The sequence below is a fragment of the Streptomyces sp. JW3 genome, from assembly GCF_052216785.1.
In the GTDB taxonomy this organism is placed as follows: Bacteria; Actinomycetota; Actinomycetes; order Streptomycetales; family Streptomycetaceae; genus Streptomyces.
The window spans coordinates 24,416-41,438 of the sequence record NZ_JBQOUX010000002.1 but is presented as its reverse complement, the minus strand read 5'-3'; the positions used below and the strand labels follow the sequence as shown (position 1 = coordinate 41,438).

The 17,023-nt window shown below is 72.3% G+C and carries 14 protein-coding genes; 6 read left to right on the top strand and 8 right to left on the bottom strand.

Annotated elements, in window-relative coordinates; all coding sequences use genetic code 11:
- Positions 1-23 precede the first annotated feature (23 nt).
- Positions 24-635 (bottom strand): NAD(P)-dependent oxidoreductase, encoded by a 612-nt coding sequence (locus tag ACTT8P_RS01515; protein WP_442829642.1) that lies wholly within the window; start codon positions 633-635, stop codon positions 24-26.
- 166 nt (positions 636-801) lie between these two features.
- Between ACTT8P_RS01515 and ACTT8P_RS01510 the strand changes: the two genes are divergently transcribed.
- Together ACTT8P_RS01510 and ACTT8P_RS01505 are read left to right on the top strand one after the other, a co-directional pair.
- On the top strand, positions 802-1,545 hold the full coding sequence (locus tag ACTT8P_RS01510) for a TetR/AcrR family transcriptional regulator (protein WP_442829641.1): 744 nt from the start codon (positions 802-804) through the stop codon (positions 1,543-1,545).
- A gap of 158 nt (positions 1,546-1,703) precedes the next feature.
- Complete coding sequence (locus ACTT8P_RS01505; RefSeq protein WP_442829640.1) at positions 1,704-2,465, top strand: polysaccharide deacetylase family protein; 762 nt, start codon at positions 1,704-1,706, stop codon at positions 2,463-2,465.
- A 20-nt stretch (positions 2,466-2,485) separates the two neighbouring features.
- Here ACTT8P_RS01505 and ACTT8P_RS01500 read toward each other — a convergent pair whose 3' ends face one another.
- From ACTT8P_RS01500 to kdpF, 4 genes are read right to left on the bottom strand one after another with little or no spacing between them, the layout of a single operon-like run.
- Positions 2,486-3,157 (bottom strand): potassium-transporting ATPase subunit C, encoded by a 672-nt coding sequence (locus tag ACTT8P_RS01500; RefSeq protein WP_442829639.1) that lies wholly within the window; start codon positions 3,155-3,157, stop codon positions 2,486-2,488.
- Between the two features lie 5 nt (positions 3,158-3,162).
- Positions 3,163-5,283 (bottom strand): potassium-transporting ATPase subunit KdpB, encoded by a 2,121-nt coding sequence (kdpB, locus tag ACTT8P_RS01495; RefSeq protein ID WP_442829638.1) that lies wholly within the window; start codon positions 5,281-5,283, stop codon positions 3,163-3,165.
- The gene (gene kdpA, locus ACTT8P_RS01490; RefSeq protein WP_442829637.1) at positions 5,280-6,944 is read right to left on the bottom strand and encodes a potassium-transporting ATPase subunit KdpA; all 1,665 of its coding nucleotides are present in this window, start codon (positions 6,942-6,944) and stop codon (positions 5,280-5,282) included. Before kdpA ends, kdpB begins: the two co-directional genes overlap by 4 nt.
- A 7-nt stretch (positions 6,945-6,951) precedes the next feature.
- On the bottom strand, positions 6,952-7,041 hold the full coding sequence (kdpF, locus tag ACTT8P_RS01485; RefSeq protein WP_359395799.1) for a K(+)-transporting ATPase subunit F: 90 nt from the start codon (positions 7,039-7,041) through the stop codon (positions 6,952-6,954).
- Positions 7,042-7,412: 371 nt separating this feature from the next.
- Between kdpF and ACTT8P_RS01480 the strand changes: the two genes are divergently transcribed.
- Positions 7,413-8,081 carry an SRPBCC family protein gene (locus ACTT8P_RS01480; RefSeq protein ID WP_442829636.1) on the top strand — a complete coding sequence of 223 codons (669 nt, stop codon included), beginning with the start codon at positions 7,413-7,415 and terminating at the stop codon, positions 8,079-8,081.
- A gap of 37 nt (positions 8,082-8,118) precedes the next feature.
- Positions 8,119-8,565 carry an ester cyclase gene (locus ACTT8P_RS01475; protein ID WP_442829635.1) on the top strand — a complete coding sequence of 149 codons (447 nt, stop codon included), beginning with the start codon at positions 8,119-8,121 and terminating at the stop codon, positions 8,563-8,565.
- A 77-nt stretch (positions 8,566-8,642) separates the two neighbouring features.
- Here the strand turns inward: ACTT8P_RS01475 and ACTT8P_RS01470 are convergent, their stop codons facing one another.
- Entirely contained in the window at positions 8,643-9,104 is a 462-nt protein-coding gene (locus ACTT8P_RS01470; protein WP_442829634.1) for an ATP-binding protein, read from the bottom strand.
- Between the two features lie 243 nt (positions 9,105-9,347).
- On the opposite strand from ACTT8P_RS01470, the gene ACTT8P_RS01465 reads away from it, so the two are divergent.
- Positions 9,348-10,133: a GntR family transcriptional regulator gene (locus tag ACTT8P_RS01465; protein WP_442829633.1), complete on the top strand. Its 786-nt coding sequence runs from the start codon at positions 9,348-9,350 to the stop codon at positions 10,131-10,133.
- 114 nt (positions 10,134-10,247) lie between these two features.
- On the opposite strand, the gene ACTT8P_RS01460 is transcribed toward ACTT8P_RS01465, so the two are convergent.
- Both ACTT8P_RS01460 and ACTT8P_RS01455 read right to left on the bottom strand, forming a co-directional pair.
- Entirely contained in the window at positions 10,248-10,661 is a 414-nt protein-coding gene (locus ACTT8P_RS01460) for a hypothetical protein (protein ID WP_442829632.1), read from the bottom strand.
- 344 nt (positions 10,662-11,005) lie between these two features.
- Positions 11,006-14,095, bottom strand: a complete 3,090-nt coding sequence (locus tag ACTT8P_RS01455) for an AfsR/SARP family transcriptional regulator (RefSeq protein ID WP_442829631.1) — start codon at positions 14,093-14,095, stop codon at positions 11,006-11,008.
- Positions 14,096-14,925: 830 nt separating this feature from the next.
- Here ACTT8P_RS01455 and ACTT8P_RS01450 point away from each other — a divergent pair.
- The gene (locus ACTT8P_RS01450; protein ID WP_442829630.1) at positions 14,926-17,022 is read left to right on the top strand and encodes an ATP-binding protein; all 2,097 of its coding nucleotides are present in this window, start codon (positions 14,926-14,928) and stop codon (positions 17,020-17,022) included.
- Position 17,023 lies beyond the last annotated feature (1 nt).

Genomic DNA, 17,023 nt, shown 5'->3' with positions numbered 1-17,023 from the left:
GGTGACTGGCTCACGTGCGGTGACTAGCTCAGGGGTACGACGATCCCGGCGCCGTGCCGGCCCGCCTCCGCCTCGTCCAGCAGCAGGGACGCCAGCGTGGCCCGGGAGATGCGGGGCGGCAGGAGGGGGCGGCGCAGCTCCGCCAGCGGCACGGTGCGGCGGGTGGGGCTGAGCGGGCCGTCGGTGACGTCCGGGGCGTGGAACACCGTGGCGCCGGCGGCCAGGGCGATCTGGTCGGCCTCGGCCTTCTCGGCGAGTTCCTTGCCGACGAACATCCGCATCACCCCCGCGTAGATCAGTCCGCCGGACCGGCTCGACACGCCGGCGCCCAGCGCGCCGAGCCACACCGTGCGCACGTCCGCCGCCGCGAGCGCCCGGGCCCCGGCGACCAGTGCGCCGGGCCCGTCGCCCTTGCCGATGCCGATGGCCGACACGGCCACGTCGACGTCGCCGAGGGCGGGGAAGTCCCGCGGGACGGTGACGTCCGCCCGCCGGACCTCGACCCGGCGCGGCGCGGGCACCGTGACCTTGTCCGGCGTGCGGACCAGGGCCACCACCTCGTGACCTCGCTCCAGCGCCTGGTCCAGCAGGGTGCCGCCGGTCCGTCCGGACGCTCCGAGTATGGCGATGCGCATGATCGTTCCCCTTGACTGAACAACTGTTGGCTACTTAAGTAAACAACTGTTGGTTAGAGGAGTCAAGGCGGCGGCGAAGCAGGAGCCGAGACGACCGCTCCCTGTACGGTGAACACCGGTGAACACCTGTTGTCCAACCGTTCGCACTGGTCAGAAGGGGGCCAAGATGTCGGAGGCGTCGGAGGCGTCGGAGGCGTCGGAGGCGTCGCCTCGGCAGCGGTCCGCTCCGCGGCGCCGCAATCCGCGGGGGCAGGGGCAGGTGCTCAAGGCCCAGCTGGTGGACGCCGCGGCGCGGCTGCTGGCCACCCTGGACCAGCCGGAGACGCTGACCCTGCGGCAGGTCGCACGGGAGGTCGGCGTGGCGCCGGCCAGCATCTACAGCCACTTCCCCGACCTGCGCGCGCTGATCCAGCACGTCCTGCGGCTGCGCTACGACGAACTGGCCCAGCTGATGGACCGGGCCGCCGCCCGGTCCGCCGCGGACCCGCTCGCCGAACTCGTCGCCCGCTGCACCGCGTACGTGCGCTGGGGGGTCGGCCAGCCCGGCCACTACCGCACCCTGTTCGGCGGGCGGATGCCGGACGATCTCGTGCCCGGGTCGGCGCACGGCGGCGGGGCGGAACTGCTGGAGGCGGTCGTGACCGCCCTGGCGGCCGCCGCGGCGGGGGAACGCCGGCAGCCCTCGGTGGCCCGGCAGTGGCAGGCCGGCCTCATGCTCTGGACCGCGCTGCACGGCCTGGTCAGCCTCTACAACGACCACGGGAACATGCCCTGGCCGCCCCTGGACGACCTGATCGCCGACCTGATCGGCCTGCACACCGGCCGGCCGGCGGCACAGATCGCGGCGCTGCTGCCCGGCGCCGGGGACGGCCCGGATGCCGCCGGCCCTCCTTCCGCGCCGCCGGCCTGACCGAAGGGCGCCCGCGACCGGGCCGGGTTGTCCGCGAACTCCCCCGGGATCGTCCGTGATCGGTAACGGACGCATCCCCCGGCCGCCGGCCACCGTCCTGACCAGTGATCCCGACGCGAACGAGGGACGACGGGCAACTGCGTGGAGGCGGGGCGGACATGGCACGGCACAACGGTGGACGGGGCTGGTACGGCAAGGTGGCCGGGGCGGCCCTCGGAGTGACGCTGCTGACCGTCGGCGCGTCGATGTGGACCGCGCAGGCCGGCTCGCCCCAGAAGGCGACGGCGTCCGCCGCGCGCAAGAGCGTGGTCGAGCCGGTCGCCGCGTCCATCGTGCACGCCTCCGACCAGGGAACCCGCGGCGTCAACATCACCATCGACGACGGCCCGGACCCCGTGTGGACCCCGCAGGTCCTCGACCTGCTGGCCGAGTACGGGGTGAAGGCCACCTTCTGCATGGTGGGGACGCAGGCCGAGGCCCACCCGGACCTGGTGAAGAAGGTCGTCGCGGCCGGGCACCGGCTGTGCGACCACACGGTGTCGCACGACACCGCCATGGACCAGAAGTCCGAGTCCTACCAGGCCAAGGAGATCCTCGACGCCGAGCGCATGATCACCAAGGCGTCCGGGGGCGTACGGCCGATGTACTACCGGGCCCCCGGCGGCGCCTTCACCCCCTACAGCCGCACGCTCGCCGCGTCCGAGGGCATGCGTCCGCTCGGCTGGAACGTGGACACCCGGGACTGGGAACTGCCGGGCACCGACGCCATCGTCACCACCGTCGAGCAGGAACTCCCCAACGGGCCGACGCTCCTCTTCCACGACGCCGGCGGCGACCGCGCCCAGACCGTCGAGGCACTGCGCCGCGTCCTGCCCTGGCTCAAGGACCAGGGGTACTCCTTCGGCTTCCCGGCGCGCTGAGCCCCGCCCCGCCCGGCCCGTCAGTCGTCGGCCACGAGTTCCCTGAGGGAGACGTTCAGTTCGAGCACGTTGACCCGGGGTTCGCCGAGGAAGCCGAGCGTGCGGCCCTCGGTGTGCTCGTCGACGAGCTTCTCGACCCGGGCGAGGGGCAGTCCGTTCTTCTCGGCGACGCGGTGGACCTGGAGTTCGGCGTACTCGGGGGAGATGTCCGGGTCCAGGCCGGAGCCGGAGGAGGTGACCGCGTCGGCGGGTACGTCGGCGGGCCTGACGGTGTAGCCGGGCACGGAGTTGTCCTTGACGACGGCGGCCTTTGCGTCCTTCACCCACTGGGCCAGTTCCGCGTTGTCGGCGGAGCGGTTGGTCGCGCCGGACAGGATCAGGTCGTACTGGGTGTTGACGCTGTTGCTGCCGAGGCCGCCCGCCGGGCGCCCCTGGAACCACTTCAAGTCCGGCTCGGGGGTCTCCTGGCCGTGCTTCAGCGGCAGGTTGTACGCCTGCCCGATCAGCGACGAGCCGACCACCCGGCCGTCCGCCGCCTCGGTCTCGGAGCCGTTCGCCCGGCCGGGGAACAAGCCCTGGGCGATGCCGGTGATCACCAGGGGGTAGACGATGCCGGTGACGACGGTCAGCACGAGGAGGGCACGCAGGCCCGCCCCGAGCAGTCGGGCGGTGCTGGTGATGGAGGTGTTCATGTCCTTCAGCCGATCCCGGGGATGAGCGAGACGATCAGATCGATGACTTTGATGCCGGCGAACGGGGCGATCAGCCCGCCCAGCCCGTAGACGGCGAGGTTGCGGCGCAGCAGCCGGTCCGCGCTGACTGGCCGGTACCGCACGCCCCTGAGGGCCAGCGGGACGAGAGCGACGATGATCAGCGCGTTGAAGATCACGGCGGACAGGATCGCGGAGTCCGGCGAGGACAGGCCCATGATGTTGAGCTTGTCCAGGCCCGGGTAGACCGCCGCGAACAGCGCCGGGATGATCGCGAAGTACTTGGCGACGTCGTTGGCGATGGAGAACGTGGTCAACGCGCCCCGGGTGATCAGCAGTTGCTTGCCGATCTCGACGATCTCGATCAGCTTGGTCGGGTCGGAGTCGAGGTCGACCATGTTGCCGGCCTCCTTGGCGGCCGACGTACCGGTGTTCATCGCCACGCCGACGTCGGCCTGGGCGAGCGCCGGGGCGTCGTTGGTGCCGTCGCCGGTCATCGCGACCAGCTTGCCGCCGGCCTGTTCCCGTTTGATCAGGGCCATCTTGTCCTCGGGGGTGGCCTCGGCGAGGAAGTCGTCGACGCCGGCCTCGTCCGCGATCGCCTTCGCGGTCAGCGGGTTGTCGCCGGTGATCATGACGGTCTTGATGCCCATCCGGCGCAGTTCCTCGAACCGGGCCCGCATGCCGTCCTTGACGACGTCCTTGAGGTGGATGACGCCGAGGACCCGGGCCCCGTCCGCGTCCTCGACGGCGACGAGCAGCGGGGTGCCGCCTGCCTCGGAGATCCGGGCGACGGTCGCGGCCGCGTCCCCGGCCACCGGGCCGCCGCGCTCCTCGACCCAGGCCAGGACCGAACCGGCCGCGCCCTTGCGGACCTTGCGGCCGGCCACGTCCACGCCGGACATCCGGGTCTGCGCGGTGAACTCGATCCACGCGGCGCCGGCCAGCTCGCCCTGGTGCCGCTCGCGCAGCCCGTACTTCTCCTTGGCGAGGACGACGACGGAGCGGCCCTCGGGGGTCTCGTCGGCCAGCGACGAGAGCTGGGCGGCGTCGGCCAGTTCGGCCTCGGTGGTGCCGCGCACCGGGACGAACTCGGCCGCCTGCCGGTTGCCGAGGGTGATGGTGCCGGTCTTGTCCAGCAGCAGCGTGGACACATCCCCGGCGGCCTCGACCGCGCGGCCCGACATGGCCAGCACATTGCGCTGCACCAGCCGGTCCATGCCCGCGATGCCGATCGCGGAGAGCAGCGCGCCGATGGTGGTCGGGATCAGGCAGACCAGCAGCGCCACCAGCACGACCATCGTCAGATGGGTGCCGGCGTAGTCCGCGAAGGGCGGCAGGGTGGCGCAGGCCAGCAGGAAGACGACGGTCAGCGAGGCCAGCAGGATGTCCAGGGCGATCTCGTTGGGCGTCTTCTGCCGGGCCGCGCCCTCCACCAGGCCGATCATCCGGTCGATGAAGGTCTCGCCGGGCTTGGTGGTGATCCGGATGACGACGCGGTCGGAGAGCACCTTGGTGCCGCCGGTGACGGCGGACCGGTCGCCGCCGGACTCCCGGATGACCGGCGCCGACTCCCCGGTGATCGCCGACTCGTCGACCGAGGCGACGCCCTCGACGACGTCCCCGTCCCCCGGAATGACGTCCCCGGCCGCGCAGACGACCAGGTCACCGACGCGCAGTTCGGTGCCGGGCACCGTGCTGCCGTCGACCCGGGTGGCGACCGTGTCGGTCTTGGCCTTGCGCAGGGTGTCGGCCTGCGCCTTGCCGCGGCCCTCGGCGACCGCCTCCGCCAGGTTGGCGAAGAGCACGGTCAGCCAGAGCCAGCCGCTGATCGTCCAGCCGAACCAGTCGCCGGGGTCGGTGCAGGCGAACCCCGTGGTCAGCACGGAGCCGACCAGCACCACGAACATCACCGGCGACTTCACCATCACCCGCGGGTCGAGCTTGCGGAAGGCGTCCGGCAGCGACGTGACGAGCTGCTTCGGGTCGAAGAGGCCGGCGCCTGCCCGGCCCTCTCCGTGACCGGCGGGGACCTCCTGGCGGGGAGCCGGAGCTTGCTGGGTGGCGGTGGACACGGCGCCCTCTTGCTTGTCGGTTCCAGTGGTCATGCCGCCAGCCCTTCGGCGAGCGGGCCCAGTGCCAGGGCGGGGAAGTAGGTCAGCCCGGTGATGATCAGTACGGCACCCACCAGCAACCCGGCGAACAGGGGTTTCTCGGTGCGCAGGGTGCCCGCGGTGACCGGCACCGGCTTCTGTTCGGCCAGTGCACCGGCGAGCGCCAGGACGAACACCATCGGCAGGAAGCGGCCCAGCAGCATGGCGAGGCCGAGGGTGGTGTTGAACCACTGGGTGTCGGCGTTCAGACCGGCGAAGGCCGAGCCGTTGTTGTTCGACGCGGAGGTGTAGGCGTAGAGGATCTCGGAGAACCCGTGCGCCCCGCTGTTGGTCATCGAGTCGCCCGGGGTGGGCAGCGCCATCGCGCACGCGGTGAGGACCAGGACCAGCGCCGGCGTGATCAGGATGTAGCAGGCGGCGAACTTGATCTCGCGGGTGCCGATCTTCTTGCCCAGGTACTCGGGCGTGCGGCCGACCATCAGACCGGCGATGAACACCGCGATGACCGCCATGACCAGCATGCCGTACAGGCCGGAGCCGACCCCGCCGGGTGCGATCTCGCCCAGCATCATGCCGAGCATGGTGATGCCGCCGCCCAGCCCGGTGTACGAGGAGTGGAAGGAGTCCACCGCGCCGGTCGACGTCAGGGTGGTCGACACCGCGAAGATCGAGGAGGCGCCGATGCCGAAGCGGACCTCCTTGCCCTCCGTCGACCCGCCCGCGAGTTCCAGCGCCGGGCCGTGGTGGGCGAACTCGGTCCACATCATCAGGGCGGTGAACGCGAGCCAGATGCCGGCCATGGTCGCGAGGATCGCGTAGCCCTGCTTCACCGAGCCGACCATGAGCCCGAAGGTGCGGGTCAGGGCGAAGGGGATCAGCAGGATCAGGAAGATCTCGAAGAGGTTGGTGAAGGGGGTCGGGTTCTCGAAGGGGTGGGCGGAGTTGGCGTTGAAGTAGCCGCCGCCGTTGGTGCCCAGCTCCTTGATGGCCTCCTGGGAGGCGACCGCGCCCCCGTTCCACTGCTGCGAACCGCCCATGAACTGCCCGACTTCGTGAATGCCGGAGAAGTTCTGGATCACTCCGCACGCCACCAGCACCACGGCCGCGATCGCCGCGATCGGCACCAGGACGCGGACCACCCCGCGTACCAGGTCGGCCCAGAAGTTGCCGAGTTCACCGGTACGGGACCGGGCGAATCCCCGGACCAGGGCGACGGCGACGGCGATGCCGACGGCCGCCGAGACGAAGTTCTGCACGGCCAGACCGGCGGTCTGCACGATGTGACCCATCGCCTGTTCGCCGTAGTACGACTGCCAGTTGATGTTGGTCACGAAGGACACGGCGGTGTTGAACGCCTGGTCCGGGTCGATCGCGGCGAAGCCCAGCGAGCCGGGCAGCACGCCCTGGAGCCGCTGGAGCAGGTAGAGGAAGAGGACACCGGCGAGGGAGAAGGCGAGGACCCCGCGCAGGTAGGCGGGCCAGCGCATCTCCGTGTCGGGGTCGGCGCCGATGCCCCGGTAGATCCACTTCTCGATCCGCAGATGCTTGGGCGAGGAGTAGACCTTGGCCAGGTAGGTGCCGAGGGGGACGTAGGCGAGCGCCAGCGCGGCGATGAGCGCGAGCAGCTGGAGCACGCCGGCGAGGACGGGGCTCATGTGCTGCTCAGAACCTCTCCGGGTGGATCAGGGCGAGGGCGAGGTAACCCAGCAGGGCGACGGCCACGATCAGGCCGACGATGTTCTCGGCGGTCACAGCTTCGTCACCCCCTTGGCGACGAGAGCCACGAGCGTGAACACCGCGATCGTGGTGACGACGAAGGCCAGGTCGGCCATCGCGAGCTCCTAGTGAGGTCCGGAGAAGAATCTGCCACGTCGAGGAAAGCCCCTCTCTGGCCGGATTCGTACCGTCGTTGATGGCTCCCTTACGGCGGCGCGAGCACCTTTGACGCTTCTCTTACGACCTCGGCCCGCTCTGCCGGGGGACGCGTTCGAACGACAACCCGCAATCCCCTCTTGCCATCCTCCCCTAACACCCGTAGCCTTACATCCGTAAGCACGACCGCGCGGGACACCGGCACCACAGTTCCCCGCGCGCCCTCTGCCCACCCGGAAGGAACCCCTCCCATGCTCGCCACCCGCCCCCGCCTCGGTACGCACCTCGCAGCGCTCACCCTCTCCCTCGCCGCGGCCGGCGGCGTCCTCGCGGCCACCGCCGCCCCCGCCCAGGCCGCTCCCGCCGAGACCGCTTCCGGTCAGGCGCACAGCGGGCGCCCCGCGGCCGCCGTCGAGTGCCGCGGACAGGGCACCGACCCGGACGCCCTGGTCCGCTACGGCTCCGAGATCCTGATCCACGCGTCGCCGAGCACCGTCTTCAAGACCCAGACCGACGTGGAACAGTGGCCGTCCTGGCAGGACGCCGTCGCCACCAGCGAGCGCCTCGACTCCGGCCGCCTGCGCCCCGGTTCCGCCTTCCGCTGGACCACCCCGGTGGCCGCGACCCCCGTGACGCCCGCCACCACCCTCACCGTCACCTCCACCGTCCAGCAGCTCCAGCGCGACAAGTGCGTCCGCTGGACCGGCCCCGCGAACAGCGACGCCATCAACATCGACGAGGGCACCCACGTGTGGACCTTCACCAAGGTCAAGGGCGGCACCCTCGTCCGCACCGAGGAGACCTGGACCGGCGACCAGGCCGAGGCCGACGTCGACCTCTCGACCCAGGCACTGGGCGCGGGTCTCGAAGTCTGGCTCCAGGACCTCAAGGCCGCCGCCGAGGCCCGCAGCTCCTGCTGACCCGCCCGCCACCTGAACCGACTGACGAGGTACTCCCATGCCCACAGACCGGACCACCGAGCGGCCGCCCACCCCGACCGCCATGCTCGACACCTGGCTCGCCCTCTGGAACGGCGATGTCACCCTGGCCCCGGGCCTGGTAGCGGACGACTTCCGCATCCACACCGTCCTCGCCGCCGGCGGCGACAGCGACGCCATCCAGGGCGCCGCCGGCCTGGTGGCCTTCGTGAGCGAGGGCCGCGCGGTCTTCCCGGACCTGACGTTCGCCATCGACGTCCCGCCGCTGTTCGACGACGACCGCCTGTCCGTGCGCTGGACGGCCACCGGCACCTACGGCGGCGGCTTCCCCGGCGCCCAGGCGGCCCCCGGCACCACGGTCACCTTCACCGGCACCGACACACTCCGCATCCGGAACGGCCGGTTCACCGAGTACTGGCTGAACTCCGACTCCCTGCACATGCTCAGGCAGCTCAAGGCGATCTGACCGCCCGCGAACGGCCGCCGCCCTCCACGGTCCCCCGGTGGAGGGCGGCGGTGCGTACGGTCCGGGTCCGGTCCGGGTCAGGAGGCTGCCGGACACCAGGGCTCGGGAGACCAGGCATCAGCCATCGCGAAGGAGACGACCGTCCCCCCGTAATGGCTCGGGCCGCAATGCCAGCAAGCGGCGAGGGAGTCGACCAGCAGCAGTCCGCGTCCGTGTGCGTCATCGGCGTCCGGTCGGCGCAGGCGCACCGACGCGGGGAGGCCCGGGTTGTGCACCTCCACACGCAGCGCGGTCCCCTCTCGGTACCACTCGACCCGTACGAGCCACGTCGCGTCCGACCGTCCGTGGAGGACCGCGTTGGTCACCAACTCCGAGACCATCAGCACGCAGTCGTCGACCGAGCAGAGCGGCCGGTACGGGGCGATGAACCGCCGGAACCAGTGCCGGGCCCGGGGGACGGACTCCGGGGCCGGGCGCAGGGCCATCGCCCCCAGCCGCGGCGACTCCGCACAGGGGTACCGGTCGATCACGAAGGTCATCCGTGCTCACTCCCTCGCCGCTGCGGCGTGATCGCGGCAGCGCTGATTCCGGGCGTCAAAACGTCTCGGTCGGTGCGCCAGACGGCGGCACCTCTCTAGACATCTAAGAATTCCAGAGCCTCTCTAGAGATGTCAACGCTGCCCGGTACCGGGCCTTTATGGGTCGTCTCGTGCGGCTACACGCAGCGAGCGGGCGCCCGACCTATGGCCTAAGGTGTCTAGAGAAGCGAGGAGGGTTCCGGAATGGCCACTACCGACGACGACCGTCGGCCCAAGTACCAACGGATCGCGGACTCCCTGCGCGAGGCGATCCAGTCCGGCCAGTACGGTCCCGGTGACCGGCTTCCGGGCGAGAACGACCTCATGGCCACGCACGGCGTGGCCCGTATGACGGCCCGGCAGGCGCTGAGCGTCCTGCGGGACGAAGGTGTCGCCGAAGCCCGGAAGGGCGCCGGCGTGTTCGTCCGGGAGTTCCGCCCGCTTCGACGCCGGGGCATCCAGCGGCTGGGCCACGACCAGTGGGGCAACGGACGTTCCGTCTGGTCGGCTGACATCGAGGACCGCGAGCTCGAGGTCGACCGGATCACCGTGACCGAGGAGGCGGCGCCCGACCGCATCGGCGCGGTCCTGAACCTGGACGGCGAGGAGACGACCTGCGTGCGGCGCCGACGCTTCGTGCTGGACGGCAAACCGGTGCTCCTCGCGACGAGTTACCTCCCCGCCGCGCTGGTCGCCGGATCGGCGATCACCCAGGAGGACACCGGCCCGGGCGGTACGTACGCCAGGCTCGCCGAACTCGGCCACGAGCCCGTGCACTTCCGGGAGGAGATCCGCTCGCGCATGCCGTCGAAGGACGAGGCGGCAGCGCTCGGCATGTCCTCGGGTACCCCCGCCATCCTCATCTGCCGCACCGCTTTCACGGCCGAGGGCCGTCCCGTCGAGGTCAACGAGATGACGCTGGACGCCGCCTCGTACATCTTGGAGTACGACTTCGACGCGATCCCGAGGACTTCCCCGCCCAGCGGATGAGTCACGCCCGCGGCGGCCGGGATGCGTTGGCGTCACCGGAAGCCCTGGGGACCGACTGACCGACGGCCGGAACGGGACAAGTGGTCCGACGACACCGAGGGCGGGAAAGTGCGGTCAGTTGTTGTCCGGTGGCCCGTTGAAGGTGATCCCCGAGAAGTCGCGTCCCTGGAGGACCGGGCCGTGCTGGACGCCGCCGGTGATGGTGTTGCTGGTCTCGCCGTCTCCGGTGCGCGTGATCTGGGCCTGTTGCTGCCATTGGGTCAGTGCCGTACGGAACTCCGGGTCCCGCAGCGCGCGTTGGCCGAGGGCCTCGCTCAGGCGGTGGGCTCGGGTCAGGTCGTCGGGGGCTTCGTCCAGGGCAGCGAGTTCGGCCTCGCCGGTCGTCGGCGCCGGTGCGTCGGGGGGGCCTTCGCCGGGGTCGGGGGTACGTCGTACCAAGCTGCCCAGTGCGGACCACAGTTGCCGGCCCGCCTCACCGGCCGCTCCGGTCGCCACCGCCACCAGCAGTCCCGCCGAGATCGAGTCCATGCGTGAGCCTCCCCCTCAGTTGGCGTCCACGCGTCCCGGCCAACGGCGTCCGATACCGGGCCGCGATGGGTTCGCGACAGGGTACCGGACGCCGGTTCGGTCAGGCTCCCGGGAAGCGGGACGATATCGCCAGTACGGAGAAGGCGATACAGGTGAGGGTGACCGCGGGAGCGATGAACTTAGACATTTACATCGTGCCTATCTGGTTCGCTTACATTGCAGATGCACGTGCACGGCGAAGTCACCTCCGAGTTGATGGTGACCTCCGTGCCGCAGCGATCACCCTAAGGCGCACGGGCGCCGTCCGCACCACATCAAGCAAACAAACGACCCTCGGCCGAAATCTACGCGGGTCGGCGCGCTCTCAACTGCCTCAGGGCCCGTTCCGCGCGGGCTTCCTCGGCCGGTGCGCCGGCCGCTCGGCTCAGGCGCAGGCTCTCCCTCAGGTGGGCCAGCGCCTCCGGCACCCGGCCCGTGTCGTGTTCCGCCTGTGCCAAGTCGTGGAGCACGTCGATCTCCTCGCCCACGGCGTGGATCTCACGGGCCACCGCCAGTGCGGCGAGATGCTGGGGCAGGGCCTGCTCGCTGCGGCCGGCCGCACGGTGGGCGCGGCCGATCCCGTTGAGGGCGATCGCCTCCCCGCGCCGGTCCAGCGCCGCGCGCACCTCGGGCAGGGTCCGCTCGTACAGCGCGAGGGCCTGCTCGGGGTCACCGAGTACGAGCAGCACACTCGCCAAGTTCATGTACAGGGTCGGCCGGTCTCCCCGGCCGCCCTTTTTCTCGGCTATGGCGATCGCTTCCCGGTAGGCCAGTTCGGCAGCTTTCGGATCGCCCATTTTCTTCGTGAGTTCCGCCATGTTGTTCAGCACGCTGTATCTTCCCCGCTCATAACCGAGGGCGGTGAATCCGGCCAGGGTCGAACGGAAGCAGGAGAGCGCTTCGTCGTTCTCGGCGAGGTGGAGGTGGATTATGCCCAGCAAGTTGCAGGCGCGGGCCACCCGGAAAGCATTCTTGCATTGCGAAAGTAAATGAACGGAGCGCTGCTGGAGCGTACGGGCCGTCGCATACTGTCCGGTCTGCCACAGCGGAAGCGCCATCCGGTGCAGGGCCTCACTCTCCAGTTCCGGATCGCGCAGCGCCCGCGCGGTCGTGAGCGCCTCCCGCGCCGCCGCGACACCGTCCTCGTAACGGGCCGCGCGGGTCAGTACGGCGCTGAGGTCGATCAAGGCACGGGCGCGGGCGCCGCCGTCCCCCTCGGCGGCCCAGTGGGCGACGGCGCGCCGCAACGGCGGCTCGGCCGCGGCCAGGTGTCCCTCCGTGTCCAGGAATTCCGCCAACACGTGGACGGTCAGGGCGAGTTGCTGTTCCGTTCCGTGGTTCGCGGTCCAGTTCAGCGTGTCCAGGAGATTGGCGGCCTCGGTATTGAGCCATTGCTCGGCCTCGTGCGCGTCGGCCATTTCCGCCGCGCCGGGCGGTACGGGAGGGGTTGCGGTGGTGAGTTCCAGCCGCGAGCGGTACGGATAGGCCAGCCGGTCGGCGCGGTCCGCGGAGCGGACGTAGTAATCGACGAGGTCCCGTATCGGCCGAGGAGGGGGAAGCGGAAGCGGTCGAAGCGGTCGCTCGTCGGGGGTGGCGGCAACGGTCTCGTCGAGTGCGCCGGCGAACTCCCGTAAAAGATCATGCATGGTGAAACGGTGTGGCGCAGGCTCGGAAATCAGGTGGTGCGCCAGTAGTTCCTCGAGCACGCGCTCGGCCGCGGCGACGGACAGTCCGGTCAGCGCGGCCACCGCGCCGGGGCCGAAGTCCGCCCCGAAGTGCAGCCCGGCCCGCCGGAAGACGAGCTGCTGCTCGGCGGTCAGCTCACGGTAGGACAGCGCGAACACATGCGTCATCGACCGTTCGCCGTCGCGGAGTTCGGCGATCCGTCCGCCGCTGTCGCCCAGCTGTCGCAGCAGGTCGGAGGTGGTCCACGAGGGGCGGGCGAGCAGCCGGCTCGCGGCGATCTCGATGGCCAGGGGCAGCCGGCCGCAGCGGCGGACGATCTCCGCGGTCGCCGTCCCGCGGTCCCCGCCCCGGGTCCCGAGCCGCTGGTCGAAGAGGGCGATCGCGTCCTCGGCGGGCAGCACGTCGAGGGAGAGCGGCCGTACCCCCGGCAGCCCGGAAAGGCGGCGCCGGCTGGTCACCACGACCGCCGTCGGGGAGTCGCCGGGCAGCAGCGGACGCACCTGCTCCGGCGCCACGGCGTCGTCCAGGATGACCAGCATCCGGCGGTCCCGGACCGTCGACCGCCACAGGGCCACCAACTCGTCGGTGTCCTGCGGGAGTTCCCCGGCGCTCACGCCGAGCAGCCGCAGCAGTTCGGTGAGCGCCCGCGCGGGGGTCCGGGCCGCCCGGCCGGGGACGTGCCCCAGCCGCAGGAAGAGGCGGCCGTCGGGGAAGTGGTCCCGCAGCCGGTGCCCGAGGTGCACGGCCAGCGCGGTCTTCCCGATGCCGCCCATGCCGTCGATCGCCTCGACGGTGACCACCGCGCCGTGCCCGGCGCCGCCCTCGCGGACCGCCGCGTCGAGCCGGCGCAGTTCGTCGCGCCGGCCGATCCAGGGGACGTCGCGCGGGAGGTTGTCCGGCACCCGGTGCGCGGGCCGGGCCGACGGCCGCTCGGCCGGGGCGTCGCCGAGCAGTTCCGCCGCCGGTTTGCCGGCCAGGATGCCCTGGTGGACGCGGTGCAGCCGGCGGCCGGCGTCGAGGCCGATGTCCCGGACCACCCGCTGCCGGGTCCGCTGGAGCAGCCGGGTGGCCTCGGCGGTACGGCTGCTGCCGTGCAGGGCGACGGCCAGCCGCTCGGCCAGCGCCTCGTCCTCGGGGTGGTCCCGCGCCGGTGCCAGCAGGACGGCGACGGCTTCGGCGTACCGCTCCCGGCCGATGAGGATCTCGGCCCGGGTCAGCGCCGCGGTCAGGCTGGTCTCACCGACAGTGGACCGCAGGTGCCCGGCCCAGGAGCCGGTGATGCCGGCCAGCGGTTCGCCGCGCCAGAGGCGGTCCGCCGAGTCCAGCATGCGCAGGGCCGCCTCCTCGTCGCCGCCGTCCCGCAGCGCGCGGCTCTGCCGCACGCGGCACGTGTACCGGTGCAGGTCCACCCGGGCCGGGTCGACGTGCATCACGTACGAGTTCGTACGGCTGACGATCGGGGGCGCCTCGTCCCCGGCGCTCCGCAGCACGCGGCGGATCCGTGACACGTGGGCGTGCAGCGCTTCCCTGGCCTTGGCGGGCGGATGCTCGTCCCAGATGCGGTGGACCAGGGTGTCCACGCTCACCGTGCGGCCCGCGTCCCAGGCGAGGGCGGCCAGGGTGAGGCGGGTCTTGGTCGACCCGAGATCGCTGCGCCGGCCGGCCACCCGCACGTCGACCGACCCGGAAAGTCCTATCTCGAACTCCACCAGCGTCCTCCCGCCGGCAGGGCCTCCTCAAGGCCCGGTGTTCGAGCGTGTCATGAACCTGCTCTGCACGGCCATATCTGAGCGAGTGACGACCGAGTTTGACCGATAAGCAGGTACCTCCGTTCATTTCTCGGGAAGAACGGGGAGGGATTCCCGAGGTACCGACCGCGTCGAAGGGGGTCACACACGTGCGAGCTTCTCCACCGGGCAGGCCGGAGGCGCTGTTTACGGCCATGGTCGCGGCCGGCGCCGACCGGGACTCGGCCGCCTGGCGCGAGCTGGCCGGGGTCGTGGCGGCGGCGGCCCGTGTGGTGGAGGCGGTGGCTCTCCGCTGGCCCCCGGACGGCACACCGGCCCAGGGGCGGCACCTCGCCCAGGAACTGGACCGACTGGCCCGCCGCGACGAGGAGACCGAGCGACTGCTGACGGACTGGTTACGGCGGCATGGGGGGCCGTCGGCGTCCGCTGCGGGTCAGCCCGCGTCCGATGCGGGTCAGCCCGCGTCCCCTGCCGGTCAGCCCGCGTCCGATGCCAGCCGGCCCGCGTCCCCTGCCGGCCGGCCCGCCCCCGATGCCGGTCAGCCCGCCCCCGATGCCAGCCGGCCCGCGCCCACTGCCGGTCAGCCCGCCCCCGATGCCAGCCGGCCCGCGCCCACTGCCGGTCAGCCCGCCCCCGATGCCAGTCAGCCCGCGCCCACTGCCGGTCAGCCCGCGTCCCCTGCCGGCCAGCCCGCGTCCCCTGCCGGCCAGCCCGCGCCCGATGCCAGCCGGCCCGCGTCCCCTGCAGGCCAGCCCGCGCCCCTGTCCGCCAACGTCATCGGTGGCAGTTCCGTGCTCCACGGGCCCAGCGTGCAGGCCCGCGACATCCACGGCGGCATCCACTTCCACCCGCCCGCCGGGCCGGCCCGGCACAGTCCGCCCGCGCCTCGCCAACTGCCGCCGCTCACCGCCCGGTTCACCGACCGGGAGGCCGACCGGCGGGCGCTGGACGAGCTACGGGCCGGGCAGCCCGCGCACGCCTCCCAGGTGCTGGTGGTCACCGGACTCGCCGGTGCCGGGAAGACCACCCTCGCCACCCACTGGCTGCACGAACACGCCCGCCGCTTCCCCGACGGCCTGCTCTACGCCGACCTCGGCGGCCACGCCACCGGCCCGGACCACGACCCCGCGTCCCCCGCCGCGGTGCTGGAAGCCTTCCTGGTCGCGCTCGGCGTGGCAACGGTACCGGCCGGCACCGCGCAGCGCGCCGCCCTGTGGCGCACGGTGACGGCCGACCTGCGCCTGGCCGTCCTGCTGGACAACGCCTTCACCGCGGCCCAGGTACGTCCGCTGCTGCTCGGCACACCGACCGGGCTCACCGTGGTGACCAGCCGGAACAGTCTCACCGGGCTGCGCGTCGACGGCGCGTCCGTGCACCGCCTCGAAGGGCTCCCGGCCGAGTCAGCGGTCGAACTGCTGGCCGTCGGCGGCGGGCCGCGGGTGGCGCGGGAGCCCGACGCCGCGCACGAGGTGGTCCGGCTGTGCGGCCGGCTGCCGCTCACCGTCGGCCTGGCCGCCGCCCAGCTCGCGGTCCGGCCGCACCGCTCCGTGGCCGCCCTCGCCGAGAGCCTGCACCGGGGGCGGGGCGCCGTCGACGCGCTGCGGGCCGACGGCGAGGCCGTGATGCGTACGGCGCTGGACACGTCGTACACCCTGCTGCCGGCCGAGAGCGCCGCGCTCTACCGGCGGATGGGCCTGCTCCCCACGGACCGCCACGACCTCCACATGCTCGCCGCCCTCGGCGTCGGCGGCGCGCCCGCCCACGCGGTCGACTCGGCCGTGCACACCCTGGTGGAGATGAGCCTCCTCCAGGAGACGGGTCCGGACACCTACCGTTTCCACGACCTCGTCCGGCCGCACGCCCAGGCGCTCGGCGAGGAGCGCGAGAGCCCCGCCGCACGGACGGACGTGCTGCGCCGCTACGTCGACTGGTGCCTGGCCACCGCGGCCGTCGCGGAACGCCTGCTGACCCCCAGTCACCCGCTGCCCGGCCCCGACGGCACGGAACGTCCCGTCTCCCCCACCCCGCTCGCCGGCCCCGAGGAGGCGCTGGCCTGGCTGGACACGCACCGCAACGGACTGCTGGGTGCCGTACGGCACTGCGCCGGGGCCGGCTGGGACACCTCCTGCTGGCGGCTGGCCGACCGGCTCTGGCCGCTTTTCCTGCGGTTTCGCCCCTCGGACATGTGGATCGAGGCGCACCGCCTCGGACTCGCCGCGGCCCGCCGCAGCGGCTCGGCGCCGGGCGCGGGCCGCATGCTCACCTCCGGCGCGATCGGTCTGCGCGACGCCGGCCGGTACGCCGAGGCCGGCGACTGGTACCGGCAGGCGCTGGAGCTGGCCGTCGCGGACGCAGACGTACGCCAGCAGGCGCAGGCCGTCAGCGGACTGGGCCACCTCGCCCTGCTGACCGACCGCCTCGACGACGCCCGCGTCCACTTCGAACGGGCCCTGCGGCTGCGGGAGTCGGCCGGTTACCGCCGGGGCGCCGCGCTCTCCCGGCGGCGACTGGGCGAGACCGCGCTGGCGGGCGGCGACCTCACCGCGGCCGCCCGGCAGCTGCGCCGGGCGGGCACCGAGCTGGAGTCACTGGCCGAGGCGTACGAGGCGGCCCGGGTCCATGCCCTCCTCGGCCATGTCCTGGTGCGCGACGGCGACCGGGAGGAGGGGGTACGGCTCCTGCGGGACGGTCTGGAGAGCTTCCGGTCGGGCGGCACCCGGTCGGAGCACTGGGAGGGACGCTGCCTGGAGTGGCTCGGCCTGGCCGCCGAGGCGGACGGCGACCCGGCCGAGGCGGCCCGCTGCTTCCGGGCGGCCCGGGACCTCTTCCGGCGGCTGAACCCCCTGGACGCGCGGCGCCTGGACGACCGGCTGGGCCGACGGCACTGAC